The 23,915-nt window shown below is 69.9% G+C and carries 24 protein-coding genes and 2 pseudogenes; 15 read left to right on the top strand and 11 right to left on the bottom strand.

What is annotated here, in order from left to right; translation table 11 throughout:
- Positions 1–107 precede the first annotated feature (107 nt).
- The 3 genes from ACFJIX_RS04360 to ACFJIX_RS04350 all read right to left on the bottom strand — a co-directional run bounded on the left by ACFJIX_RS04360 (position 108) and on the right by ACFJIX_RS04350 (position 1,763).
- A complete protein-coding gene (locus tag ACFJIX_RS04360; protein WP_377158018.1) occupies positions 108–578 on the bottom strand; it encodes a MarR family winged helix-turn-helix transcriptional regulator in 471 nt (156 codons plus the stop codon).
- Between the two features lie 128 nt (positions 579–706).
- A complete protein-coding gene (locus ACFJIX_RS04355; RefSeq protein ID WP_377158017.1) occupies positions 707–1,153 on the bottom strand; it encodes an Ohr family peroxiredoxin in 447 nt (148 codons plus the stop codon).
- A gap of 157 nt (positions 1,154–1,310) precedes the next feature.
- Entirely contained in the window at positions 1,311–1,763 is a 453-nt protein-coding gene (locus ACFJIX_RS04350) for a hypothetical protein (RefSeq protein WP_377158016.1), read from the bottom strand.
- Between the two features lie 133 nt (positions 1,764–1,896).
- On the opposite strand from ACFJIX_RS04350, the gene ACFJIX_RS04345 reads away from it, so the two are divergent.
- A complete protein-coding gene (locus tag ACFJIX_RS04345) occupies positions 1,897–2,580 on the top strand; it encodes a glutathione S-transferase family protein (RefSeq protein ID WP_377158015.1) in 684 nt (227 codons plus the stop codon).
- Between the two features lie 164 nt (positions 2,581–2,744).
- On the opposite strand, the gene ACFJIX_RS04340 is transcribed toward ACFJIX_RS04345, so the two are convergent.
- From ACFJIX_RS04340 to ACFJIX_RS04310, 7 genes are all read right to left on the bottom strand, one after another.
- A complete protein-coding gene (locus ACFJIX_RS04340) occupies positions 2,745–3,707 on the bottom strand; it encodes an ABC transporter ATP-binding protein (RefSeq protein ID WP_377158013.1) in 963 nt (320 codons plus the stop codon).
- Between the two features lie 64 nt (positions 3,708–3,771).
- Complete coding sequence (locus ACFJIX_RS04335; RefSeq protein WP_377158012.1) at positions 3,772–4,485, bottom strand: ABC transporter permease subunit; 714 nt, start codon at positions 4,483–4,485, stop codon at positions 3,772–3,774.
- A gap of 118 nt (positions 4,486–4,603) precedes the next feature.
- Positions 4,604–5,437: a hypothetical protein gene (locus ACFJIX_RS04330; RefSeq protein ID WP_377158011.1), complete on the bottom strand. Its 834-nt coding sequence runs from the start codon at positions 5,435–5,437 to the stop codon at positions 4,604–4,606.
- A complete protein-coding gene (locus tag ACFJIX_RS04325) occupies positions 5,434–7,125 on the bottom strand; it encodes an extracellular solute-binding protein (protein ID WP_377158009.1) in 1,692 nt (563 codons plus the stop codon). Before ACFJIX_RS04325 ends, ACFJIX_RS04330 begins: the two co-directional genes overlap by 4 nt.
- A gap of 402 nt (positions 7,126–7,527) precedes the next feature.
- A complete protein-coding gene (locus tag ACFJIX_RS04320; protein ID WP_377158008.1) occupies positions 7,528–8,727 on the bottom strand; it encodes an alkaline phosphatase D family protein in 1,200 nt (399 codons plus the stop codon).
- A gap of 25 nt (positions 8,728–8,752) precedes the next feature.
- Positions 8,753–10,402, bottom strand: coding sequence for a TonB-dependent receptor domain-containing protein (locus ACFJIX_RS04315; protein ID WP_377158006.1), 1,650 nt, complete (start codon positions 10,400–10,402; stop codon positions 8,753–8,755).
- Positions 10,344–11,018: a TonB-dependent receptor plug domain-containing protein gene (locus tag ACFJIX_RS04310; protein WP_377158005.1), complete on the bottom strand. Its 675-nt coding sequence runs from the start codon at positions 11,016–11,018 to the stop codon at positions 10,344–10,346. Before ACFJIX_RS04310 ends, ACFJIX_RS04315 begins: the two co-directional genes overlap by 59 nt.
- 286 nt (positions 11,019–11,304) lie before the next feature.
- Between ACFJIX_RS04310 and ACFJIX_RS04305 the strand changes: the two are divergent.
- From ACFJIX_RS04305 to ACFJIX_RS04295, 3 genes and pseudogenes are all read left to right on the top strand, one after another.
- Positions 11,305–11,415 (top strand): annotated as a pseudogene (locus ACFJIX_RS04305) (DeoR family transcriptional regulator); the annotation flags it as partial.
- A 40-nt stretch (positions 11,416–11,455) separates the two neighbouring features.
- Positions 11,456–11,680, top strand: a pseudogene (locus ACFJIX_RS04300) (hypothetical protein); the annotation flags it as partial.
- A gap of 55 nt (positions 11,681–11,735) precedes the next feature.
- Entirely contained in the window at positions 11,736–12,065 is a 330-nt protein-coding gene (locus ACFJIX_RS04295) for a hypothetical protein (RefSeq protein ID WP_377158003.1), read from the top strand.
- Positions 12,066–12,226: 161 nt separating this feature from the next.
- On the opposite strand, the gene ACFJIX_RS04290 is transcribed toward ACFJIX_RS04295, so the two are convergent.
- A complete protein-coding gene (locus ACFJIX_RS04290; protein WP_377158002.1) occupies positions 12,227–13,186 on the bottom strand; it encodes a tetratricopeptide repeat protein in 960 nt (319 codons plus the stop codon).
- A 170-nt stretch (positions 13,187–13,356) separates the two neighbouring features.
- Here ACFJIX_RS04290 and purE point away from each other — a divergent pair, with 170 nt between their 5' ends.
- The 11 genes from purE to ACFJIX_RS04235 all read left to right on the top strand — a co-directional run bounded on the left by purE (position 13,357) and on the right by ACFJIX_RS04235 (position 23,855).
- Positions 13,357–13,821, top strand: a complete 465-nt coding sequence (gene purE / locus ACFJIX_RS04285) for a 5-(carboxyamino)imidazole ribonucleotide mutase (protein WP_377161603.1) — start codon at positions 13,357–13,359, stop codon at positions 13,819–13,821.
- On the top strand, positions 13,821–14,981 hold the full coding sequence (locus ACFJIX_RS04280) for a 5-(carboxyamino)imidazole ribonucleotide synthase (protein WP_377158000.1): 1,161 nt from the start codon (positions 13,821–13,823) through the stop codon (positions 14,979–14,981). The genes purE and ACFJIX_RS04280 overlap by 1 nt, the downstream gene beginning before the upstream one ends.
- Positions 14,982–15,066: 85 nt before the next feature.
- Positions 15,067–16,071, top strand: coding sequence for an L-threonylcarbamoyladenylate synthase (locus ACFJIX_RS04275; RefSeq protein ID WP_377161600.1), 1,005 nt, complete (start codon positions 15,067–15,069; stop codon positions 16,069–16,071).
- Between the two features lie 22 nt (positions 16,072–16,093).
- A complete protein-coding gene (locus tag ACFJIX_RS04270; protein ID WP_377157999.1) occupies positions 16,094–17,032 on the top strand; it encodes an esterase in 939 nt (312 codons plus the stop codon).
- A gap of 255 nt (positions 17,033–17,287) precedes the next feature.
- Positions 17,288–18,505, top strand: a complete 1,218-nt coding sequence (locus ACFJIX_RS04265; protein ID WP_377157998.1) for an alpha/beta hydrolase family protein — start codon at positions 17,288–17,290, stop codon at positions 18,503–18,505.
- Positions 18,484–18,684 (top strand): hypothetical protein, encoded by a 201-nt coding sequence (locus tag ACFJIX_RS04260; RefSeq protein WP_377157996.1) that lies wholly within the window; start codon positions 18,484–18,486, stop codon positions 18,682–18,684. The genes ACFJIX_RS04265 and ACFJIX_RS04260 overlap by 22 nt, the downstream gene beginning before the upstream one ends.
- Positions 18,685–18,714: 30 nt before the next feature.
- Entirely contained in the window at positions 18,715–19,413 is a 699-nt protein-coding gene (locus ACFJIX_RS04255) for an OmpW family protein (RefSeq protein WP_377157994.1), read from the top strand.
- 94 nt (positions 19,414–19,507) lie between these two features.
- A complete protein-coding gene (gene tsaB / locus ACFJIX_RS04250) occupies positions 19,508–20,230 on the top strand; it encodes a tRNA (adenosine(37)-N6)-threonylcarbamoyltransferase complex dimerization subunit type 1 TsaB (RefSeq protein ID WP_377157992.1) in 723 nt (240 codons plus the stop codon).
- On the top strand, positions 20,227–20,724 hold the full coding sequence (gene rimI / locus ACFJIX_RS04245; RefSeq protein WP_377157990.1) for a ribosomal protein S18-alanine N-acetyltransferase: 498 nt from the start codon (positions 20,227–20,229) through the stop codon (positions 20,722–20,724). The genes tsaB and rimI overlap by 4 nt, the downstream gene beginning before the upstream one ends.
- Entirely contained in the window at positions 20,721–21,749 is a 1,029-nt protein-coding gene (locus ACFJIX_RS04240) for a uracil-DNA glycosylase family protein (RefSeq protein WP_377157989.1), read from the top strand. The genes rimI and ACFJIX_RS04240 overlap by 4 nt, the downstream gene beginning before the upstream one ends.
- Positions 21,750–23,855: a putative bifunctional diguanylate cyclase/phosphodiesterase gene (locus ACFJIX_RS04235; protein WP_377157987.1), complete on the top strand. Its 2,106-nt coding sequence runs from the start codon at positions 21,750–21,752 to the stop codon at positions 23,853–23,855.
- Positions 23,856–23,915: the final 60 nt, after the last annotated feature.

Raw genomic sequence — 23,915 nt, 5'->3', positions numbered from 1 at the left:
GTTGCACGGACGGGAACCGGGCAGGAGGCAAAGACCGTTCCCGTGAAGGGGGAGGCGGCCACCACGAGGGCGGTAGGCGATGGAAACAGAATGTGGGCGGCCTGGAATCAGGCCTCGGCCTCTCCGGTGGAGGCGATCAGGCTGTCGCGCAATGCCGCGATGCTCTTCTGCACGCGGGCGAACTCGTCGGGCGACAGACCGGTGGCGGCCAGCAGCGGGGAATTCAATTCCACCGCCTTGTCGCGCAGCTTGCGGCCGCTGCGGGTCAGGCGCACGCGGACGATGCGCTCGTCCGCCGAGTCGCGCTGCCGCTCGACGTAACCCATCGCCTCGAGCTTCTTGAGCATCGGCGTCAGGGTGTTGGACTCGAGGAACAGCTTGGCCCCGAGACTGCCGACGGTCTGGTCGTCCTCCTCGGCGAGGGCGACCACGGCGATGTACTGCGTGTAGGTGAGTCCGAGCTGATCCAGCATCGGCTTGTACGCCCGGCCGAAGGCCAGGTTGGCCGAGTACACGGCGAAGCACAGGTACTCGGCGAGCGGGAACGCCTCGACAGGCGGCTTCTTGGCTGCGGACATCGAAATCCCTCGTGGTCGGATGCGTGGACGCGGCGCGTCCATCGCATGCGACTTTATCGTGCCTTCGATGTCCATGAATGACGCATGCGTATTGATCGCATGCGACATATGTGGGCAGCGAAGTCGGCTCAGGCCGTGGTCACCGTCAACGCCACGTCGATGTTGCCGTGCACCGCCTTGGAGTAGGGGCAGGTCTGGTCCGCTTCGCGGGCCAGCGCCTCGGCGACTTCCTGATCGAGACCGGGCAGCCGCACGTTCAGGCGGGCCTGCAGGAAGTAGGCGTTGCCGGTCATGCCGAGGTCCACCTCGATGTCGACGGCCATGTCGTCGGGCAGGGTCAGCTTGCGGGCGCTGGCGGCCAGGCCGATCGCGCCGGTGTAGCAGGCCGACCAGGCGCCGGCGAAGAGTTGTTCCGCGGTCGGATGGGGCACGATGGCGTCGAACTGGTGCGTCGGTGCGCCGGGGGCGGTCAAGGTCATGTTCACCTTGTAGTCGTGACGGCTGGCCTTGGAGCCGCCGCCCGCCACTTGCGTGTGGGTCTTGCCGGTCAGGAGGACTTTGTCGATCTTGGTCATGATGGATTCCTAGGAGTCAGGAGAGGCTGAGGGAAGGGTGACTGTCTATCGGATGCGCTTAAATCGCATGCGATGGAATTAATGTAGTTGAGGGAAGGAGAAACGTCAAGCGCCGAGATGCCGCGTGCCGATCCGGCGTGCGGCGATCTCCGACGGACTACTTGAACTTCATTTCCTGCAGCAGCATCGAGCTGCCGATCTCGCGGAACTCGAAGCGGTTGCCCGACTCCTTCTGCAGCTGCGCGTCGGTCTTCTTGCGCCAGGCGAGGTACTCGTCATTGCGCTTCTCGCCTTCGGGTCCGGTGGCGATGCGGTCGGTCATCAGGATCAGGTAGAGGTCGGGCTCGCCCTTGCGCGGGTAGGCATTGCTCAGCAGCAGGTAGCCCTTGATCCAGCCCTTGGACTTGGCGAACTCCTGGTCGGCCTTCCACTCCTTGGCGAGGAACTCCGCGTAGGTCAACGCGGCGCCGTCCTTGAGGTGCACGCCGGTGACTTCCCAGTAGTCGCCCATCGCGAGGGGCCAGTCGCCGGCCGTCGCGGTGGTCGGCGCGGTCAACGCGGCGGTGCAGGCGCTGAGCGCGAGCAGCGCCTTCACGAGTGTCTTCTTCATGTTGTTGCCTCCAGGCCGCCCCGGGGCGGGGCCAGGAAACTTAGGCGATGGGGATCGAAAGCTCTGCCCCTAACTTCGCAACGCGGTCGCGAGTTAACCTGTCTTTCACGGCTACCTCATCAAGGTGAATGACATGGCGCTGAGCCTGCACTTCCATCCGCTCTCATCGTTCTGCCACAAGGCGCTGATCGCGTTGAACGAACTGGACATCGACGTCGAGCGGCGGTTCCTGGACCTCGGCGATCCGACGCAGCGGGCGGAGTTCCTCGCGCGTTGGCCGACGGGGAAGATGCCGCTGCTGGTGGACGGCGATCGCGTGGTGCCGGAGACCAGCGTGATCATCGAGTACCTCGCCAAGCGATACGGGCGGCCGGATCAGCAACTGGTGCCGACCGATGAGGACGCGGCGCTGGAGGTGAGGTTGATGGATCGGCTGCTCGATCTCTACGTGATGCTGCCGATGCAGGCGATCGTCGGGGACCGGTTGCGCGCGGAAGCGGACCGCGATCCGATCGCGGTGAACAAGGCGCGCGACACGCTGGCGATGGCGTACGGGATGCTGGATGAGCGCCTGGCCGATCGCGAGTGGGCCGCGGGCGAGCACTTCAGCATGGCGGACTGCGCGGCGGCGCCGTCGCTGTTCTATGCGGCGACGCTGGTGCCGTTCGCGCCCTCGCAGCAGCGGCTCGCGGCGTACTTCGAGCGGCTGATGCAACGCCCCTCCGTCGTGCGCACGCTCGAGGAGGCGAGGCCGTACTTCAAGTTCTATCCGTATCGGGAGGCGTTGCCGGCGGAGTACCGGCCGAAGATCGACTGACCGGCCTCAGCCGCCCTTGCCCCCCGGCATGAGGCGCAACCCGGAATCGTCGCCATGCCGCACCGGCGGCTATCCCTCGATCCACCGCAACGCCGGTTCGGCGATCGCGACCTGCACCACGCTGCCGGGAGCGAGCTCGGCCTCTTCATGACTGCGCCACAGCGTCAGCGTCTGACCTCCCGGCCCCTCCAGCTCACACGCCACGCGCTGCTGCCCGGGATAACTCGCCCGCAGCGTTGCCGTGAATCGCAGCGCTTCCGCGATGCGTCGCCGGTACCCTGGCCCTCCTCGATTGCCAGCGCCTCCACGGGCGCGATCCAATGGCCGCTGTCGCGCCGCCACGCACCGTCCAAGGTCCGTGCGTCCAGGCGGTTGAAGATCCCGAGGAAGTCCGCCACCCGCCGGTTCGCCGGTGCGCGCCGCAGTTCGCGCGGCGACGCGCATTGCGCGATGACGCCGTCGAACATGACCGCCACGCGGTCGGCGATCTCGAATGCTTCTTCGCGGTCGTGCGTGACGATCACGCAGCTCTGGCCGAGCTCTCGCTGCAGCTGACGGAACTGCCGCCGCAGCGGCAGCCGGAAGTGCTCGTCGAGCGCGGAGAACGGCTCGTCCATCAGCAGCAGCATCGGTCGCGTCGCCAGCGCCCGTGCGAGCGCCACGCGCTGCCGCTGTCCGCCCGACAGCGCCTGCGGCAGCCTGTCCGCCAGCGCGCGCAGGTCGATGAGATCGAGCAGCTCGTCCGCCCGCGCGTCGGCGAGAGCCACTTCCTCGCCGCGCGCCAGCGGGCCGAAGCGGATGTTCTCGCGCACCGAGAGATTCGGGAACAGCGCGTAGTGCTGGAACACCATGCCGATGTCGCGCGCCTGCGGTCGCAACGACTCCACGTACTGTCCCGCCATCGCGATGGACCCGCGGTCCAGCCGCTGCAGCCCCGCGATCGAGCGCAGCAGCGTCGTCTTGCCGCAGCCCGAGGCGCCGAGCAGCGCGACGACCTCGCCGCGCGCCAGCGTCAGGTCGATGCCGCGCAGCACCGGTCGCCCGCCCAGCGCGAGCTCGGCACCGCGGACCGCGAGTTGCGCCGGCACGTCGGCATCGTGGGAAGTCGTAGGAGCGGTCGAGGTCATCGCACGGAGGTCGTTGAAGTGAGGCGGGAACCCAAGGTCGTGGCGAGGCGAGCGCTCATCGACGCTACGCGGCTGAAGTCCAGCGGCGGGTGAGCGCGGCCACCGCCGCGACGACCGCGCCGACGCCGCCGAAGGCCAGCACCATCAAGGCCGCCGCCTGGTGGCCGTTGGCGTTGCGCAGGCTGTTCATCAGCGGTTGCAGCAGCTCCAGCTGTCCGCCGAGCAGCAGGTTCGCGATCGCGAATTCCATCGCCGCCGTGACCCATGCGAGCAGGAACGCCGCGAGCAGCGCCGGCGCCAGCATCGGCAGCAGCACGCGCCGCACCGTGTGGCCGTCGCTCGCGCCCAGCGTGCGGCCCGCCTCGATCAGCGAGGCCGCGTTCAACTGCGCGAGCGCCGATTGCAGCGTCTTGTGGATCAGCGGGAAGAGCGTCGGCGCAACCACCGCGACGTAGACCAGCGGGAGCGGCAGCCAGCCGCCCCAGCGGCCGACGAAGAGCTCCAGCGCGCTGATCGCGATCACCACCGGCGCGATCGCAAAGGGCAACAGCGCCACGAGGTCCAAGCTGCGCTGCAGTCGACGTGCGGCCGGGCCGTCGTCGAGCTGCACTGCGAGGGCTGCGGGAATCGTCGCCAGCGCGCCGCAGACCAGCGCCAGCGTCGCGCTCGCCAAGGCGAGCAGCGTCGTGCGCACCACCGCGCCTTGCACGCGCGGATCGGCGACGGCTTCGACGATCCAGCGCAGCGTCGGATCTTCCGGCCACCAGTGGCGGTCCATCGCCCGGTGAGGCCGTAGACCAGCAAGGCCGCCATCGGCACGAGCACCACGATCAGCAACGCCGAGAGGGCGAGCGCCGAGATCACGGGACGGTTCGTGGTGGAGGTCGAGGGGGCGCTCATGCGCGGCCCCTCCGCAGTCGCGCTGCCGTCCAGCGCGTCAGGCCGATCACCACCGCGAGCATTGCGAACAGCACCAGCGCCAGCAGTGCCGACAGCTCGGGCTGCGCAAAGATGTCGCCGCTCACCAGCGAGGCGATGCGCACCGCGAGCACATGCGCCGCCGTGCCGCTCAGCGCGAACGGCGTGGCGAAGGCCGCCGCCGCGTTGGCGAAGAGAAGGCCGAAAACCTCCACCAGACTCGGCAGCATCAGCGGCAGACCGACGCGCCGCCAGTACAGCATCGGCCCCGCGCCGAGCGTGGCTGCGGCGTCCTGCAGCGAGCCGTCCAGCATCTTGACCGGCGCGATGAGCAGCAGCGTTGCGAGCGGTGCCTGGAAGCAGACATAGGCGAGCAGCAGTCCGTCCAGCCCCTGCAGGTCCACCCATGGCGCGAGCCCGGCGGCCTGCATCGTCGCCGTCACGACGCCTTGCGCGCCGAAGAGCAGCAGCAGCGCCACCGCGAGCGGCACGCCGGAGAAGTTGGCGCCGAGGCTCGCGAGCAGGGTCACCGAGGACTCCAGCCGCGGCACGCGCAGCAACGCGATCGCCGCGCCGAGACCGATGGCCAAGCCGATCAGCGCCGACAGCATGCCCAGCCACAGCGTGTTCCAGGCGGCTTCGAGGTAGTAGCTGTCGGCGGTCAGCTCGCCGATGGCGCAGCCGTTGCCCTGGCCGATGCAGTCGACCAAGAGCGCGATGGCGCGCCAGCCGAAGGGCAGCAGCAGGGCGGCGGCCGTCAGCAGGAGCAGCGGCCCGGCGAGGCGCGTGGCGGTCCGCGCGTTCAGGCTCATGCGAGCGCGCCGCCCATGGCGTCCTTGATGCCCAGCCGCGCGAGGATCCAGTCTGCGATGCCGGTCTGACGCTCGGGCAATTCCAAGCCCACCGCGCCGTCGTGCGGCACCCAGACCAGCGGGACCTCGCGCTCCACCGGCAGCGGCCCGCCGTGCATGCGATCGGCGTTCATGCCGTGGTCGCTGGTCAGCAGCAGGTCGAAGCCGTCGGCCTGCCAGCGCGGCAGCAGCTGCGCGAGCAGCATGTCGAGCTTGCGCGCGCTCATCGCGTACTGCGTCGATTCACCGCCGTGCACATGACCCGCGAGGTCCGGCCCCATCGGATGGATGAACAGCAGCGACGGGCCTTGCACCGGCAGGTGTGCGCGGCGCAGTGCTTCGGCGTCGGCGAGCAGGTGGCTGTCGGGATAGTCGTCCTCCCAGTACCAGCGCGCCGCCTGGATGCCGCAACCGGTCGGCACCGCGTCGCGATGGCGCAGCGGATCGAAGACCTCGCCCGCCAGCAGCTCGTAGAACCAGTGATACGCGGCGACCGCCGCCGGCACGCCCTGCGCGTCCAGGCGTTGGAACAGATGATGCGCGAGCTGCTGCCCCGCCTGACCGTTGCCGAGGATCCCGTGCGTCAACGGCGGCTCGCCGTTGATCACCGTCGCGTACAGCGGGCGCGACAGGCTCGGCAGCTCGCAGCGCAGCGAGCGCCATTGCGCGCGGCCCGCCTCGTTGAGCGCCTGCAGGTAGCCCATGTAGTCGCGCGCGGTGTCGGCGCGCAGACCGTCGGCCAGCAGCACGACCAGCTTGCGCGCCGGATCCGCCGCCTGGGCGATCGCGGCGGCTGCTTCCGCCGCGGCGTCGATCGAGGACGAGGAGGTCGGCAGCGAGGCTGGCGGGGCAGTGGAGATCGTTGCGGCCGCAGCCGTGGGCGAAGGCGCTCCGGCGCTCGTTGAGGCGCCGGGGAAAGGGGGAGGAAGAGGGCCGGTGCTCGTGGTCGATCGTGCCGCTCCCAGCACCTCGCGCTGCCACGCGCGCGGCAGCTTCTTGACCTCTTCGGTCCACACGGCCGGCTTCAGCGCGCGCGCCTTCGCGTACTGCGCCTCGGGCACCAGCAGCGCCTTCAGGTCCGGCGGCAGCGGCAGCTGCGCGATGCGGATCGGCCGGGCGTGACCGCGCGCGAGGTTCATCTGGCCGGCATCGCTGAAGATGTACTCGCGCGCCAGCATCGCCGCGTTCGGATGCGGCGCCCAGCGGTTGAGGATCGTCGTGTAGCCGCTGGTGATCGAGCCGTCCGACGGGATCAGTACCTCGTAGTCCGCCGCGTTGGGCAGCTTCGCGCGGTAGGACAGGGCGTTGAAGTCCCACAGCAGGAAGACGTCGGCCTCGGCCCGCTCCATCAGCGCGGGCGTCGCGTTGGTGCCGATCAGCCGCTTGTCCTTCGCGATCTGCGCGAAGGCCACCAGCGCCGGCTGCAGCTTGGTCTCGTCGCCGCCCAGCGCGACCGCCGCCGCCAGCACCGCCGCGTTGGACTGCGCCGCGCGGCCGACCTCGCCGATCATCACGCGCGCCTTGGACGCGAACAGCGCCTGCCAGCTCCGCGGCACGTCCTTCAGCCGTTTGCGGTTCACCGCGAAGGCGATCGTGCCGGTGTAGGCCAGCGCCCAATGGCCGTCGGCATCCTTGGCCCAGTCCGGCACCTGCGCCCCAGGTCGTCGGCTTGTAGGGCTGCGTGATGCCGCGCGCCTTCGCGATCGCGCCGAACTCGAAACCCACGTCGCCGATGTCCGCGCTCGCGTTGGATTTCTCGGCCTCGATCTTGGCGATCTCCTCGGCGCTGCTCATGTCGGTGTCGACATGCGCCAGGCCGTAAAGCCGTTGCAGGTCGGCCCAGGTCGCGCGCCAGTTGGCCCAGTCGTCGGGCATGCCCAGGCTGTTCACGCGGCCCTCCTTGCGGGCGGCGGTCATCAGCGCGTCCAGCGCGATCGAGGCCGGCTGGCCGCCTTGGGCGAAGGCGTCAGACGCAAAAGGCCCGCACAGGGCGGGCACGAGGGCAGGCAGCGAAGCGGGCAGGGTCCGCAGCAGGCTGCGTCGGGACAGGGTCATGCGGTCTTCTCCTTGGCCGGGAAGCGCAGGCCCGACAACGTCAGTGCCTTCGTCACCTTGGCCTTTCCATTCACGTCGCACAGCGCGAAGCGCAGGCGAAGATCATCCTCCCCTTCGGTGACAGGCTCGATGTCGAGCACGCCGAAGTTGAGTTCCGCCATCACCGCCGAGCGCCGGTTGCGATTGGGCGTCGGGATGTCCCAGACCTCGGTCAGGCCGCTGGACGTCGCGTCCCACAGCGGGTAGCCGCCGTCGACATCGATGCTGGAGAGCTCCGCGTAATGCATGTCGCCGCTGAGGAAGACGACGCCTTCGGCGCGCGTCGTGCGGATCAGTTCGACCAGCCGGGCGCGCTCCCGCGGAAAGTTGGCCCAGCCTTCCCAGCCGCTGCCATCGGCCGCGAACTGCACGCTGGAGCCGATCAGCCGCACGTCTGCCGGCACGCGCAGCTGGGCTTCGAGCCACGTCCACTGCGCCTGGCCGAGCAGCGTCGCCTCGGGCCGCGCGTCCGGCACGTACCAGCCGGTCATCGGCTGCCCGCTGAGCTTGGCGCGCAGCACCATCGCCGCGTAGCTCGACTTCAGCGACGGGTCCGCCGTCAGCATCGTGCGGTTGAAGCGCAGGTCCGGCAGGATGACCTGGATGCGCCGGCCGAGGGCCTCGAAGACGTAGCTCTGGTAGATGCCGTCCGCGCGTCGGCGTGGCGAGCCGGCCGGCTCGTTCCACGCATCGCAGAACAGCTGCTGCGAGAGCTGCTTGAGCGGATAGTCCGCGCCCTCGTCGTCGTCGCCGAAGTCGTGGTCGTCCCAGATCGCGACGTGGCGCGTCGAGCGCCGGAATGCCTGCAGCGGCTCCACCGCCATGAACTCGGCGTAACGCTGTCGCAGCGTGGCTTCGTCGCGGGCGTCGGCGTACAGGTTGTCGCCGAGGAAGACGAACAGGTCCGGCTTCGCCGCCCCGATCGCGCGCCAGATCGGCTGCGGCTTGGACTGCTTCGCGCAGGACCCGAAGGCGACGCGGAATCGCCGGGGCGCCTCCGCATCGACCTTCGCGGTCGGGTCGGCGACCGGAGTCGCCGGGTCCGCCGATTCCGTCGTGGCGCAGCCTGCCAGCGGCACCGCGAGAGGCGCCGCCAGCGAGCCCGCCAGCAGCTGACGGCGTGTCAGCCGGGCGCCCGCATCGGGAGCGCCTTTCACGTCATCGACATCCCCGGCCATGGCCTCAGAACTTCCCGGTCAGCGTCACGAAGAACTGACGGGGCGCACCCGGCAGCAGCGTCGCGTAGGTGCCCGTCGGGTCGCTGTTCGTGAAGCCGTTCGAGCCGATCGTCGAGATGTAGTGCTTGTCGAACACGTTGGTCACGCTGCCTTGCAGGCTCAGCTCGCGCAGCATCGACACGTTCTTCAGCTTGTAGCCGGCGCTCAGGTTCACCAGCGTGCGGTCCGGGACCGAGGCGTCGTTGGTGTACGAGTAGTAGCGCTTGGACATGTAGTCCACCCCGATGTTGCCGAACAGCGCGCCGTCGTCGTAGCCCAGCTGCGACTTGATCATCGTGTCCGGCGCGTCGGCCACGCGCTTGCCGCGGATCGCGATCGTCGTGGTGCCGCTGACGACGTCGTCGCGGTAGGTCGACTTGGACAGGCTCACGCTGTTGTACCAGGTGAGCGCCGAGGCCAGGCGGAAGGACAGGGCCGCTTCGACGCCGGTGGCGCGCACGTCGCCGACGTTGGACAGCACGACCGGGTTGCCCTGGATGCCGGAGCCTTGCTGCACGCTCAGCAGACGGTCCTTGAAGTTGACCAGGTAGGCGCTGACCGAGCCTTCATAGCCGCGGCCGCTGGTGCGCCAGCCGGCTTCCACGGTGTCGGAGGTCTCGGGCTTCAGGCTGCCCCTGATGGCGTTGAAGCCGGCGGTGGTCGTCGCGAACGGCGAGGTGCCGGTCGCCGCGCCCTGGTAGGCGCGCATGTTGCGGGCCAGCGTGCCGTAGAGCTCGTTGTTGGCCGACAGGCGGTAGTTGATGCCCAGCTGCGGCAGGAAGCCCTTCTCCGCGCTGATCGAGCCCGACGGCATGCCGGTGCCCGCTTCCAGTTGGCCGTCGATCTTGACCTTCAGCGCCTTGAAACCGGCGCCGACGGTCAGGTCCTTGGCCACCGACCAGGTGTCGGACAGCGAGAACTGCGAGGTCTTCGTGTTGAACGCGTACTGCCACTGCGTCAGGAACGGGTTGCTCGGGAACTGGTAGACGCTGGTGTTCGCCGTGGCGGCGTAGAAGCGGCGGGCCTGGTCGAAGTCGTTGTCCTCGAACCAGACGCCGGCCTTGATCAGGTGGTCGCCCAGGTCGAACTCGGCGTTGGAGACCACGCCGCCGCGCTTGATGCCGTACTCGGTCGTGCGCACCGAGATCGGCGTGCCGTCCGGCGAGGCCTGGTATGGCGTGAACCACAGGCCCATGCCCTTGTTGTGGTGGTAGTAGGCCGTCGTCTTCCAGGTGATGTTCTGCGCCAGGCGCAGGTCGGCGGTGGCGCCGTACAGCTCGTCGTTGCGCAGGCCGGCGCCGGCGTAATACTGGTCGTCGCAGGCGGCCACGTAGGTGCTGCCGTTGTTGCCGCACAGCGTGTTGGAGGCGTTCACCGCGGCGGCGAAGTTCGGGTAGAAATTGTCCAGCGTGTCGCCCTTGCGCTTGATCAGGTCCAGCGACAGATCCTGGTAGTCCACTTCCTTGCGGCGCGAGGTGTTGATGAAGGCGGACAGGCGGCTGTCGCCGATCGCCTTGGTCCACTTCAGGTTCCACTGCTCCTGCTTCTGCTGGCCGTCACCCTTCCACTTGTCGGCGTCCTGGTTGGTGTAGCTGACATAGAAGTCGCCGACCACCGTCGCGGCCGCTGTCCACGCGCAGGAAGGTGCGGGCGGCGGAATCGCTGCCGATGGTCTGCGAGGCGCGGAAGCCGAACTTGTCCAGCGGGTCGCTCGAATAGAACTGCAGCGTGCCGCCCAGGTTGCTGGACGAGGCCGTTTCCAGCGCGCCGGCGCCCTGCGACAGCGAGGCGCGTCCGACGTTCTCGCTCGAGATCGCGCGGCTGATGTGCAGGCCGTTGAAGTTGCCGTAGGACATGTCGCCCAGCGGCACGTCGTCGAGCGTGAAGCCGATCTGGTTCTGCGAGAAGCCGCGCACGGTGAAGCGGGTCGACCACTCGTAGTTGCCCAGGCCGTCGGCGGACTGGAAGTTCACGCCGGGCAGGCGGGCGACGGTCGCCAGCGGGCTGCTGCCGGCCAGGGCGTTGTCGAACTCGGTCTGGCTCAGGCTCTGCACGGAGCGCAGCTGGCCGCGGCCGACGGAGACGGTGACGCGCTCCAGCTCGGAGCGTTCGGACGACGCGGCGGCGGTTGTGTCGGCGGACTTCGCGGCGTCGGTCGATTGGGCGGCGGCGGGGAACACATAGGCCAGGCTCAGGGCCAGGACCAGCGCGGTGGGCATCGGGTGCTTCATGGTGGGGACTCGGTGCGTTGAGGTGTCGGAGGAGAGGTCGTCAATGCGGTCGGTTTGACCAACGAACGACCCGCACTGTCACAACCGTCCACGACAAGACAACGACAAACACGGAAAACCACAGCCCTTCTCGCGATGACTGCTGGATATCCACAACATCACAAATAAATCCTCAAACTGTCATGAAGGCGCTGCGTGGATTTGGGTGAATGCGACGTCCGGTGACGGCTGAACCCATCGACAGGGATGCGGCGGCCGATGCTCCGGCAGGGAGAACAAGCGATCCATGTGGTCCCAGGAACGACACGACAAAATCCTCTTGCTGCTGCGGGAGCGCCACCGCCTCACGACGGACGAAGCGGCGCGCGAGCTCGGCGTGTCGCGCGAGACGGTGCGTCGCGACCTGATCGAGCTGGAGCAGGGCGGCAAGCTCGCCCGTGTGCACGGCGGCGCAGTGCAGTCGGAGGTGCCGGCCGAAGCCGAGCTACGCAGAGCGCGCGCAGTCGCGCCGGCGGCAGAAGCAGGCGATCGCGCGGCAGGCGCTCACGCTGGTGAAGCCGGGGATCAGCCTGTTCATCGATGCGGGATCGACGACGCATGCGCTGGCGCAGGCGCTCGCCCAGGCGCAGGAACTGCGCGTGATCACGAACTCGGTCGCGGTGTGCGACGCGATGGCAGGGCGCCAGGGGCACGAGCTGTTGATGCTCGGCGGGGCGTATGTGCCGGGAGACGTCCGGGACCTTCGGCGAATTCACCGTCGCGGAGATCGCGCGGCATCGCGTGGACATCGCGCTGATCTCGCCGACGGCGCTCGACGTGCGGCAGGGCGCGTCAAGCTACCTGTGGGCGGAGGTGGCGGTGGCGCAGGCGATGCTGGCCCGTGCGCGTCAGCGCGTGCTGCTCGCTGACTCCAGCAAGCTCGGGCAAGGCAGCCGGATGCAGGTCTGCGATTGCGCCGATATCGACGTGCTGGTCACCGACAACGAGGCTGATCCCCAGGAGCTGGATCGGCTGGCGCGCGCTGGGGTGGCGCAGGTGATGCTCTGATGCTGCCGTCCTGCTGAGGCCGGGGCGTTGGCCGCCAGGTCATGAGGCCTCCGCGGCAAGCGCGGAAACCTCACGACCTGCCGTCCCCCACCATCGACGTACTTCCCCGGTTTTGCTACCGGGGACTGCGGGGGAGGGCTCGGGAGGGCTGTGGGGTCAGGTCAGAACAGCGCCATGCTCAGCTTGCGGCGGTACTGGTCGACCAGCGGGTCGGCCGGCGCCACGGTGCTGTGGCCCGACAGCTGCAGGCCGCCGGCCTGCGGCGCGGCAGCGCCGTGCGCCGCCTGCACCGGCTTGGTCATGATCTCGAGGATCGCGACATAGGTCTTGCGCGCCAGCTGGTCGTTCCAGGTCTTGTCACGCATGATGATCTCAAGCAGCTCTTCCATCGCGCCGGTGAAGTCGCGGCCGGCGAAGAGGCCCTGCGCGAGCGCGAAGCGCGCGTCGAAGTCGCGCTTGTTGTTGGCGATCGCCGATTGCAGCGCGGCCGGGTCCAGGCCTTGCTCGGCACGCTCGGCGGCAGCGATCCAGGCGGCAAGCGCCTTGAATCTCGCGTGCGGCGTGATCGTGTCCGCCGCCTGGTGCGCCACCGGCGCGAAGGCAGCCTTGGCGTGTTCCAGCTGGTCGTCTTCCAGCAGCGCGCGGATCAGGTCGAAGCGCGCCACCTCGTTGTTCGGATCGGCCAGGACCGCGGCCTGCAGCTTCTCCAGCGCGCCGTCGGCATCGCCTTCCTCGAGCAGCGCCTGCGCCTCGGCCAGGTCCTCTTCGGCCTCGAGCGCCTCGCCGGTCGGCACGTGGCGGTCCAGGAACTCGCGGATCTGCGCTTCGGGGATCGCGCCGACGAATCCGTCCACCGGCTGGCCGCCGACGAACATCACGCAGAACGGGATCGAGCGCACGCCGAAGGCCTGGCTCAGCTGCGTGGCGATCTCCGGCTGGTCGTCGCTGTTGAGCTTGGTCAGCTTCCAGCGGCCCGCGTAGGCCACCTCCAGCTTCTCCAGCATCGGCCCCAGCGTGCGGCAGGGGCCGCACCACGGCGCCCAGATGTCGAGCAGCACCGGCTGCTGCATGGAGGCCTGCAGGAGGTCGGCTTCGAAGTTTTGGAGGGTGATGTCGGTCATGGTGGGGCAGGGCGGGAGCGGGCGGCGACGCGATCCTGTCGGAACAGGAACGGCAAGAACGGCACCTGAGGCTCCCGCCTACAATTCAAGGTTTCACGATTTGACAATCGAGGACCGACCCGGTGAGCAGCGCCACCACTCCCGACATCGCCCCCGTCATCGGCGTGGTGATGGGCTCCAGCAGTGACTGGGAGACCATGAAGCACGCCGCCGACATTCTCACCGAGTTCGGCGTGCCGTTCGAGGCACGGGTCGTTTCGGCCCACCGCATGCCCGACGAGATGTTCGCCTACGCCGAGCAGGCGGAAGGCCGCGGGCTGCGGGCGATCATCGCCGGCGCCGGCGGCGCCGCCCACCTGCCGGGCATGCTGGCCGCCAAGACCCTCGTGCCGGTGCTCGGCGTGCCGGTCGCCAGCCGCCACCTGCAGGGCGTGGATTCGCTGCACTCGATCGTGCAGATGCCCAAGGGCATCCCGGTCGCGACCTTCGCCATCGGCAACGCCGGCGCGGGCAACGCGGCGCTGTTCGCCGTGGCCGTGCTGGCCCGCGACAACCCGGACCTGCGCGCGAAGCTGGACGCCTTCCGCCGGCGCCAGACCGCCGCCGCCACCGCGATGACCGAGGAGCTGCGCTGATGCCGCTGCTGCCGGGTGACGCGACGCTGGGCGTGCTGGGAGGCGGCCAGCTCGGCCGCATGTTCGTCCACGCCGCCCAGGCGCTGGGCTATCGCTGCGTGGTGCTGGACCCGGATGCGTCCAGCCCCGCCGGGGCCGTCGCCCAGGAACACCTGAAGGCCGATTACCTGGATCCGGCGGCGCTCGACGACCTCGCCCGCCGCTGCGACGCGGTCACCACCGAATTCGAGAACGTGCCCGCCCGCGCGCTGGAGCATCTGGCCCGGGTGCGCGTCGTCGCGCCCGGCGCGTCCGCCGTGGCGGTCTGCCAGGACCGCGCCCGCGAGAAGGCCCACTTCGACGCCAGCGGCGTGCCCTGCGCGCCGTACGCGGTGCTGCACACCGCCGCGGATCTGGCCGCGGTGCCGGACACGCTGCTGCCGGGCATCCTCAAGACCGCCCGCCTCGGTTACGACGGCAAGGGGCAGCGCCGCGTCGCCGACCGGGCGCAGCTCGCCGCCGCCTTCGATGAACTCGGCCGCGTGGACTGCGTGCTCGAACAGATGCTGCCGCTCGCGCTGGAGCTGAGCGTGCTGGTCGTGCGCGGCGCCGACGGCGAGGTCGTGACCTTCCCGGTCCAGCAGAACCTGCACCGCGACGGCATCCTCGCCGTGACCGAGGTGCCCGCGCCCGACGTGGACGATGCGCTGCAGACGCAGGCGCGCCGCTCGGCCGCCGCGATCGCGACCGGCATGGGCTACGTCGGCGTGCTGTGCGTCGAGTTCTTCGTGCTGAAGGACGGCCGCCTGGTCGTCAACGAGATGGCGCCGCGCCCGCACAACTCGGGCCACTACACGATGAACGCCTGCGACGTCTCGCAGTTCGAGATGCAGGTCCGCGCGATGGCCGGCCTGCCGCTGCGCGAGCCGCGCCTGCATTCGCCGGTGGTGATGCTGAATCTGCTGGGCGATCTGTGGTTCGACGCGCAAGGGCGGGAACGGACGCCCGACTGGGCCGGCGTGCTGGCACTGCCCGGCGCCGAGCTGCACCTGTACGGCAAGGCGCAGGCGCGCCATGGCCGCAAGATGGGCCACCTGAACGTGATCGGCGCGACCGCCGAGGACGCCCGCGCGAGCGCTCGGCGCGCCTGCGCGCTCCTCGGCCTGCCCGAGGCGTGGTGAGGCCGAGGGCGTGGGCGATGACGCAGAGAACGACGCGGGTAACGACGCGGGTAACGACGTGGTGATGGGACGTGGTGATGGCGTGATGACGGAGTCCGGCTTCCAGGTGCTCGATGGCCAATCGCCCGACGCGGTGCGGGCCACCGCGCGCGTGCTCGCCGCGGGGGAACTCGCGGGCGTGCCGACCGAGACCGTCTACGGCCTGGCGGCGCGGGCCGACCAGGACGACGCGGTCGCCAAGATCTTTGCCGCCAAGGGCCGCCCCAGCGACCACCCGCTGATCGTGCACGTGCTCGACGAGCAGGGTGCCCGGGTCTTCGGGCAAGACCTGTCGCCGGTCGCCCACCAATTGATCGAGGCCTTCTGGCCCGGCCCGCTGACGCTGATCGTCCGGCGCGTCCCCGGCATCGCCGCGGCCGCCGCCGGCGGGCAGGACACGGTGGGCCTGCGCTGCCCGTCGCATCCGGTCTTCCGCGCGCTGATGGCGGAGTGCCGCGCCCTCGGCGTCGAGGGCCTGGCCGCGCCGAGCGCCAACCGCTTCGGCCGCGTCAGCCCGACCACCGCCGCGCACGTCGCCGACGAGTTCGACCCCGGCCTGACCGTGCTGGACGGCGGTCCGTGCGAGGTCGGCATCGAATCGACGATCGTCGACGTCAGCCGCGGCGGCCTGGTGCTGCTGCGGCCCGGTGTGCTGACCCCGGCGCAGCTGGAAGCCGCCGCGGGCCTCGCTTTACACGCGCCCGACGCACAGGCGCCGCGCGCGTCGGGCACACTCGCTGCGCATTACGCGCCGCGGGCGACGGTCCGGCTGATGGGCTCGGAAGCGCTACGCGCCGCGCTGGCGGGCGACCGTCCGGCGGGGCTGGCGGTATATTCCCGCTCGTCCTTCGCCGGGACCGGCGCGCCGGCGCTGCACCGGGCCATGCCGGCCCAGGCGCGCGCGGCGGCGCGTCAGCTGTTTGCCGTCCTGCGCGAGCTGGACGCGGCGGGCGCGACGGAGATCTGGATCGAGGCGCCTCCGCAAGAGGCCGCCTGGGATGGGGTGCGGGACCGCTTGTCCCGCGCGGCGGCGGCCTTCGCGCCCCGCTGAGTTTTCGAGATTTGGAGAGTTCATGAAGAGTGTGAAGCGCCACCTGGCCGTGCTGCTGGGTGCGACCGCGATGCTGGCCGCCTGCGGCGGCGGCGGCGAGCAGATCGACCCCTTCCGCGCCACGCGCGTCATCGCCTTCGGTGACGAGACGAGCACCATCCGCAGCGACGGCACGAAGTACTCGATCAACGGGACCGACGCGACCACCGCGGCCGTGACCTGCACCTTGAACCAGGTGTGGACGCAGCAGGTCGCCGCGCGTTTCGGCCTGGTGTTCGCCGAATGCAATCCGGACAAGCTGGCCACGCCGACCGCGCGCATGTATGCCACCGCCGGCGCCAAGGTCGCCGACATCACCGGGCAGATCGACCGCCAGTTCGCGCTCGACGGCTTCGACTCGAAGGACCTGGTCACCATCCTGGCCGGCGCCGACGACGTGCTCGAGCTGTACGCGCAGTACCCGGCGCAGGACGCCGGCACGCTGGGCAACGCGGCGCAGGCGCGCGGCGAGGCCCTGGCCGCGCAGGTCAACCGCATCGTCGACGCCGACGGCCGCATCATCCTGTCCACCGTGCAGGACATGGGCCTGTCGCCGTTCGCGATCCGCGAGAAGGCGGTCCACGCCGACACCGATCGTGCCGCGCTGTTGACGGAACTCTCACGCCGCTTCAACGCCGGCATGCGTCTGAAGATCCGCAACGACGGCCATTACATCGGCCTCATCCTGACCGATGAGCTGATGGGCACGATGAGCCGCTATCCGACGCTGTACTCCGCGTCGAACTCGACGGACGCCGCCTGCCTGGCGAGCTCGCTGCCGCCGGTCTGCACCGACAAGACGCTGGTGGCCAACGCCACCTCGGCCACGCACATGTGGGCCAGCGACCGTCTGGTCGGTCCGGTGATGCACAACAACATGGCCTCGCAGGCCATCAACCGGGCGACGAACAACCCGTTCTGAGACCGATCCTGACGCGCGCATCGCGCGCGGTCTGATGACGGAAGTGTTGCAACCGCGCCTCGATGGGGTCAGGTTGTGCGTCCGTCGTCCCAACGACCCTGGCATGCTGTGGCTTGTCAGGGTTTTCCTTTTGTAAGCGCCGGCTGACGCGCGCTTAAAGTGATCCCTGAGAAAAACGAACGACCGTTCGATTTAGTGCCGACCGCGATCGCCGGGACGGTGCAGACGACGGAGACAACCCCTGGAGAAGTCCGAATGAACAGCCAATTCAAACTGGCCAGCCTGACGCTGGCCGCCGTGGCCATGCTGAGCGCCTGCGGCGGCGGCAGCAATCCTTCGAGCGATGATCCGCCGCCGGCGCGCGGCACGCTGGAACTGGGCCTGAAGGCCGGCGCGGCGACCGCCGCCCAGATCGACGCGGGCACCGCGGCGAAGGGCGTGCAGGCGATCAGCGGCAAGGCCGCGTGCGACGTGGACGTGCGCTACGTCTACTACTGGACGCGTGATCCCCAGGGCCTGCCGGCCTCCGCCTCCGCCGCCGTGCTGGTGCCGGCCGGCACCGGCGCCGCCTGCACGGGCAACCGCCCGGTGGTGCTCTATGCCCACGGCACGACGACGGACCAGGCCTACAACATCGCCGACATCCAGAACAACGCCGAAGGCTCGCTGGTCGCGGCGTTCTACGCCGCCCAGGGCTTCATCGTCGTGGCGCCGAACTACCTCGGCTACGACCGTTCGGGCCTGCAGTACACGACCTACCTGAACGCCGAGCAGTCCGCGATCGAGATGATCGACGCGATGCGCGCCGCCCGGACCCACCTGGCCGCCGAGAGCGCCGTGAAGCCGTCGGCCAAGCTGCTGCTGGCCGGCTACTCGCAAGGCGGCCACGTGGCGATGGCGACGCAGAAGGTGATGGAGCGCGACTACGCGACCGAGTTCCCCGTCACCGCCGCCGCGCCGATGTCCGGCCCGTACAACCTGGTGGGCTTCAGCGACCAGATCGTCAACACCGGCCCGGTCAACGCCGGCGCGACGCTGTTCCTGCCGCTGATGCTGACCAGCTACCAGAAGGCCTACGGCAACATCTACTCTGCGCCGACCGACGTGTACGCCGCGCAGTTCGCCGCGACCGCGGAGACGCTGTTCCCGTCGAAGAAGTCGATCACCACGCTGATCCAGGAAGGCAAGCTGCCGAACGATCCGACGTTCACCAACCTGTTCGGCGCCGGTGGCCTGCTGAACCCCGCGTTCAAGACCGCGTACCCGACCTCGAACTTCCGCGCGGCGCTGCAGACCAACACGCTGCTGGGCTGGACGCCGAAGGCGCCGGTCGCGCTGTGCGGCGGCTCGGGCGACCCGACCGTGTTCTTCACCAACACCGCCCAGGCGCAGGCCGACTTCGCCTCGCGCGGCAGCTGTACCCGGCGTCCAACCTGGAAAGCTCGGCCTCGATGGCCTGGGCCGGCCAGGTGACGGCGGCGACGATCGCGGGCGGCTTCGCACAAGCCAAGGCGGCCACGTCCGCCGCGGCGGGCGGTGGCGCGGCCGGTGCGGCAGCGGTGCAGGGGGCCTATCACGGCACGCTGGTTCCGCCGTTCTGCAATGCGCTGGCGCGCGGCTTCTTCCAATCGGTCCTGGCTGCTCAGCCGTAATCGCCGACGACCAGCACGGAGACATCATTCATGAAGAAGAACATCACCCTCATCCTGGCCGCTTCGCTGATGGCACTGGCGGGCGCCGCCCGCGCCGAAGAGCCGGCGGTCGGCACGCACACGGTCTACCTGGGCCTGGCCCACATCGACGTGAACAGCAAGGCCGCGCCGCTGGAAGGCGGCAGCAAGCAGTTCCCGGCGCCGGGCGCGCAGATCCGCGTCGGTGACGCGACCACGACGGGCTTCGGCTACACCTACCGCTTCGCGCCGCGCTGGAGCGGCGAGATCGCGCTGGGCATTCCGCCGTCGCACAAGATCTACGGCAACGGCGTGCTCGCCAACGCCGGCCAGATCGCGGTCGTGCGCCAGATGCCGCCGACGGTGTTCGTGAACTACCACCTCGGCGAATGGATCCCGAAGTTCCATCCCTTCGTCGGCGCGGGTGTGAACTACACCTACTTCGAGAAGAAGCGCAGCACGCCCACCGGCGACGCGATCAGCGGCGGCCCGACCCGCATCACGCTGGAGAACTCGTGGGGCCTGGCCGCCCACGCGGGCTTCACCGTGGCCTACACGAAGCAGTGGTCGCTGAACGCGACGGTCGCCTACGCGGACGTGCGAAGCAAGATGCGCTCGTTCACGACGACCAAGGACGGCGTGGAAGAGCTGCACACGGACATCAACTTCCGTCCGGTGGTGTACACGCTGTCGCTGGGTTACTCGTTCTGATCGGCCTTCCAGGCCGATCCCTGATCGACATCGCGCCCCACGGGGCCGGGGGATCTCCCGGCCCCGCGACGTCCCGGGCCACTACACTTCAGCCATGAGCGTGTTGCTGGCCCTGGATAGCTCGACCGAACACATGGCTCTGGCCCTCGTGGGCCAGGGCCATGATGCTTTTGTGGACGCCGATGGCGGGGCCCTGGCCTCCCAGCGGCTGGTCCCCGACGTGATGGCGCTGCTGAAGCAGGCCGGCCTGCCGCTGGCCGCCGTGGATGCGGTCGGTTTCGGCCGCGGGCCAGGCGCGTTCACGGGGCTGCGCACCGCGTGTTCGGTGGCGCAGGGCCTCGCGTTCGGCGCGGGCAAGCCGGTGCTCGCCCTGGACAGCCTGATGCTGGTCGCCGAGGACACGCGCCAGCAGCTCCTCGCTGCCGGTGGGGAGCTTCCATCGCTCGACGTGTGGGTCGCGATGGACGCCCGCATGAACCAGATCTACCTCGGCCGCTACCGCTGGAACGGCGCGCGGTGGTCGACGACCCTTGAGCCGGTGCTGACGGACCTCGATCCGCTGCGCGCGCTGTGGCAGGACGAACCGCCGACCATCGTCGCCGGCTCGGCACTGGGCGCCTTCGCGCTGGAGACCGGCGCGGCCCGGCGTTTCCCGACCACCGCCTCGCGCGCCCGCGCGCTGGGCGCGCTCGCGCGGCAGGCCTTCGATGCCGGCCTCGCGGAGGACGCCGCCAACGCGTTGCCGCTGTACGTGCGCGACAAGGTGGCCCTGACCACCGCCGAGCGCGAGGCCGCCAAGGGAGCGCCCACGAGATGAGCGCCCAACCCCGCGATCTGGCCTGGCCGCCGTCGCTGCAATCCTTGCAGCCGCTGCGCGCGCTGGACCTCGACGAGGTGATGGCCATCGAGGCCGTCTCCTACAGCCATCCGTGGACGCGCGGCAATTTCATCGATTCGATGGCTGCGGGTTACGTCGGCTTCGTCATGCGTGACGAGCAGGCGCGGCTCTGCGGCTACTTCCTCGCGATGCAGGTGATCGACGAGATGCACCTGCTCAACATCACCGTGACCCAGGAGCGGCAAGGGCAGGGACTGGCGCGGCGCATGCTCGACGCGCTGGGCCTGCTGGCGCGGGCCCGCGGCTGCCACCAGGTGTGGCTGGAGGTGCGCGAGAGCAACGTCCGCGCGCGCCGGCTGTACGAGCGCTACGGCTTCGTGCAGAGCGGCCTGCGTCGCGGCTACTACCCTGGCGCGGATGGCCGCGAGGATGCCATCCTGATGACGCTGCGCCTGATGGAGCCCGCCCCATGAGCTGGAACGATCGTCAACGCGCGATGCTGGAGGCGATGGGCCTCAAGCTGTGGACGCCCGCTTCCGGCGCGGCGCCGTCGACCGAGGCGCCTGCGCCTGTCGCGCCTGCTGCGCCCGTCGCGCAACGTGCCGTGGCGCCCGCGCGATCGACCGACCCGCACGCCGCGCCCGCGGCGCGCGCGCCGATGGTCGACGCCGAGGTCGCCCTGGCGGAGCCGCCCGCGCCGCGCCGCGCGCCGGAAGCCCCGGCGAGGACACCGTCCGCCGCGCCCAACGTGGCTCCCGTCGCGGCCCCCGTGGCTGCCTCCGTTGCGGCACCGGTGACCGCGGCCGCTGCGGCCGATGCCGCGCTCGCCCAGGCCCGTGGCCTGGCGCGCGAGGCCGTCGCCCGCCTCGACTGGCCCGGGCTGCGCGACGAGGTCGCGTCCTGCCGCGCCTGCGGGCTCTGCGAGTCGCGCAAGAACACCGTGTTCGGCGTGGGCAACGAGCGCGCGCACTGGATGGTCGTCGGCGAGGCGCCGGGCGAGCAGGAGGACCTGCAGGGCGAGCCCTTCGTCGGCGCCGCCGGCAAGCTGCTGGACAGCATGCTGCGCGCGGTCGGCCTGAGCCGCGGCGAGGGGACGCCGGAACGGCAGGTCTACATCGCCAACACGCTGAAGTGCCGGCCGCCGCGCAACCGCAATCCGGATCCGTCGGAGCTCGCGCAGTGCGAGCCTTTCCTGCAGCGCCAGATCGAACTGATCCAGCCGCGCATCATCCTGGCGATGGGCCGCTTCGCGGTGCAGCAGCTGCTGCGCAGCCAGGAGCCGATCGGCCGGCTGCGGGGGCGCGTCCACCGCTACCAGGGCGTGCCGCTGGTGGTCACGTACCACCCGGCCTACCTGCTGCGCAACCTGCCGGACAAGGCGCGGGCGTGGGAGGACCTCTGCCTCGCGCTGAAGACGCTGGATGAGCAGCCGCCGCGCGCGGACGATGCCGCTGCGAGCGCACCGTCCGCCATGTCCTCGACAGCCGGGACGGACTGAATGAACGCGCCGGTGCCGCCCCTGCCGCCGGCCTGCCCGGCGCCCTCGGCCGAAGACCAGGCCGCGCAGTTCCGGCTGCTCGCGGACAACGTGCCGGTGCTGATCGCGGTCTTCGACGCGGCCACGCGCACCTGCCGCTTCGCCAACCGCCAGTACGCGCGCAGCTTCGGCCTGGACGAGGCCAGCGTCCTGGGCCGCACCTTCGCGCAGATCATCGGCGAGGACGCCTCGCTGGAGATCGAGCCCCACGTGCAGCGCGTGCTGCGCGAACGCGTCAGCGTCAGCTACGAGCGACGGCTGGAGCGCCGTGACGGCAGCCCGCGCTGGATCGAGGTCAACCTGATCCCCTACATGCCGCCGGGCGCGGACGAGGTGCAGTCCAGCTTCGTGCTGATCTCCGACATCACCCGCTTCCGCGAGGCCGAGCTGGCCGTGCGCGACTCCGAGGAGCGGATGGGCAAGTTCATGCAGGCGTCGATGGAGGGCATCGTCTTCCACCGCGACGGCGTGATGACCGACGTCAACCCGCCGCTGTGCGAGCTGGTGGGCTACACGCTCGAAGAACTGGTGGGGCGGTCGGCCCTGTCGATGATCGCGCCGGATCAGGTCGACACGGTGCGCGACGTGATGATGAGCGGCACGGAGACCCGCTACCCGACGGCGATCCTGCATCGCAGCGGCGAGCGCATCGACGTCGAATTCATCGTGCGGACCCTGTGGCGCAACGGCGAGCGCCTGCGCATGACGATCGTCCGCGACCTGCGTCCGCACCTGGAGGCGCTGGCGCGCATCCAGCACCTCGCGCAGCATGATCCGCTCACCGGCCTGCTGAACCGTGCGACCTTCATGGAGCGGCTGCGCGAGCGGCTCTCGCAAGGCAATGCGCGCCGCGCGGCGCTGCTGTTCATCGACCTCGACAACTTCAAGCGGGTCAACGATTCGCTGGGTCACCTCGAAGGCGACCGCGTGCTGCGGACCGTCTCGGAACGCCTGCGCGGCGGCCTGCGCGGCAGCGACCTGGTGGCGCGCTTCGGCGGCGACGAGTTCGTCGTGCTGCTCGAGGACGTGCATCAGCGCAAGGATGTGCAGACGGTGCTCAACGCGCTGCTGAGCGTCGTCGAGGTGCCGGTCCAGGCCGACGGCCGCGACCTGTCGGTGACGCCGTCGATCGGCGTGGCGATGTACCCGGAGCATGGCGAGTCGCCCGAGGAGTTGCTGCAGCACGCCGACACCGCGATGTACCTGGCCAAGACCGCGGGCCGCGCGACCTACCGCTTCTTCGAGCACGCGATGGCCGAGAACGCCTACGCGGACCTGGTGCTCGAGACCGAGCTGGCGCAGGCGTTGACGGCCGACCAGTTCGTGCTCTTCTATCAGCCGCAGGTCGACGCGCGCACCGGCGAACTGGTCGGCGCCGAAGCGCTGCTGCGCTGGCGGCACCCCGAGCGCGGGCTGCTGACGCCGGATGCCTTCATCGTCGTGGCCGAGCGCCATCGCCTGATGCTGCCGCTGGGCGAGTGGGTGATGTACGAGGCCGCGCGGCAGACGCGCGCCTGGCATGAGCGCGGTGTCGCGTCGGTGCCGATCGCGGTGAACCTGTCGAGCATGCAGTTCCGGCTGGCGAGTTTCTCGAAGTCGGTGGCCCACGTGCTGAAGACGGCCGGCGTGCCTGGCGAGTGGTTGGAACTCGAGCTGACCGAACGCATGCTCACCGAGGAGATCGACCGCCTGCCCGAGCTGCTGCAGACGCTGCGCTCGCAAGGGCTGGCGATCTCGATCGACGATTTCGGCACCGGCTATACGGCGCTGAACCAGCTGACCCGGCTGCCGCTGGACAAGCTCAAGATCGACCAGAGCTTCGTGGCGGTGCTGCCGGACGATCGCGGCGCGGCCGCGATCACGCGCGCCATGGTGCAGATGGCCAAGGGCCTGGGCCTGCGCGTCGGCGCCGAAGGCGTGCGCAACGCGCGGCAATGGCACCTGCTGGCCGAGTGGGGCTGCGACGAGCTGCAGGGCGAGGTGATCGCGCCGGCGATGCCCGCCGAGGAATTCGAAGCCTGGCTGGCCGAACGCGGTCAGCCGACGCTTCCCAGGATCGACACATGACTTCCAAGTTGCCTGATTCCGCCCGCCTGAACGGCGCGGCGCCCGCGCCGCATGGCGCTG

This window comes from Roseateles sp. UC29_93 (assembly GCF_042695725.1).
Classification (GTDB): Bacteria; Pseudomonadota; Gammaproteobacteria; order Burkholderiales; family Burkholderiaceae_C; genus Roseateles; species Roseateles noduli_A.
The sequence above is the reverse complement of the archived record's forward strand: the minus strand, read 5'-3'. Positions and strand labels throughout refer to the sequence as shown.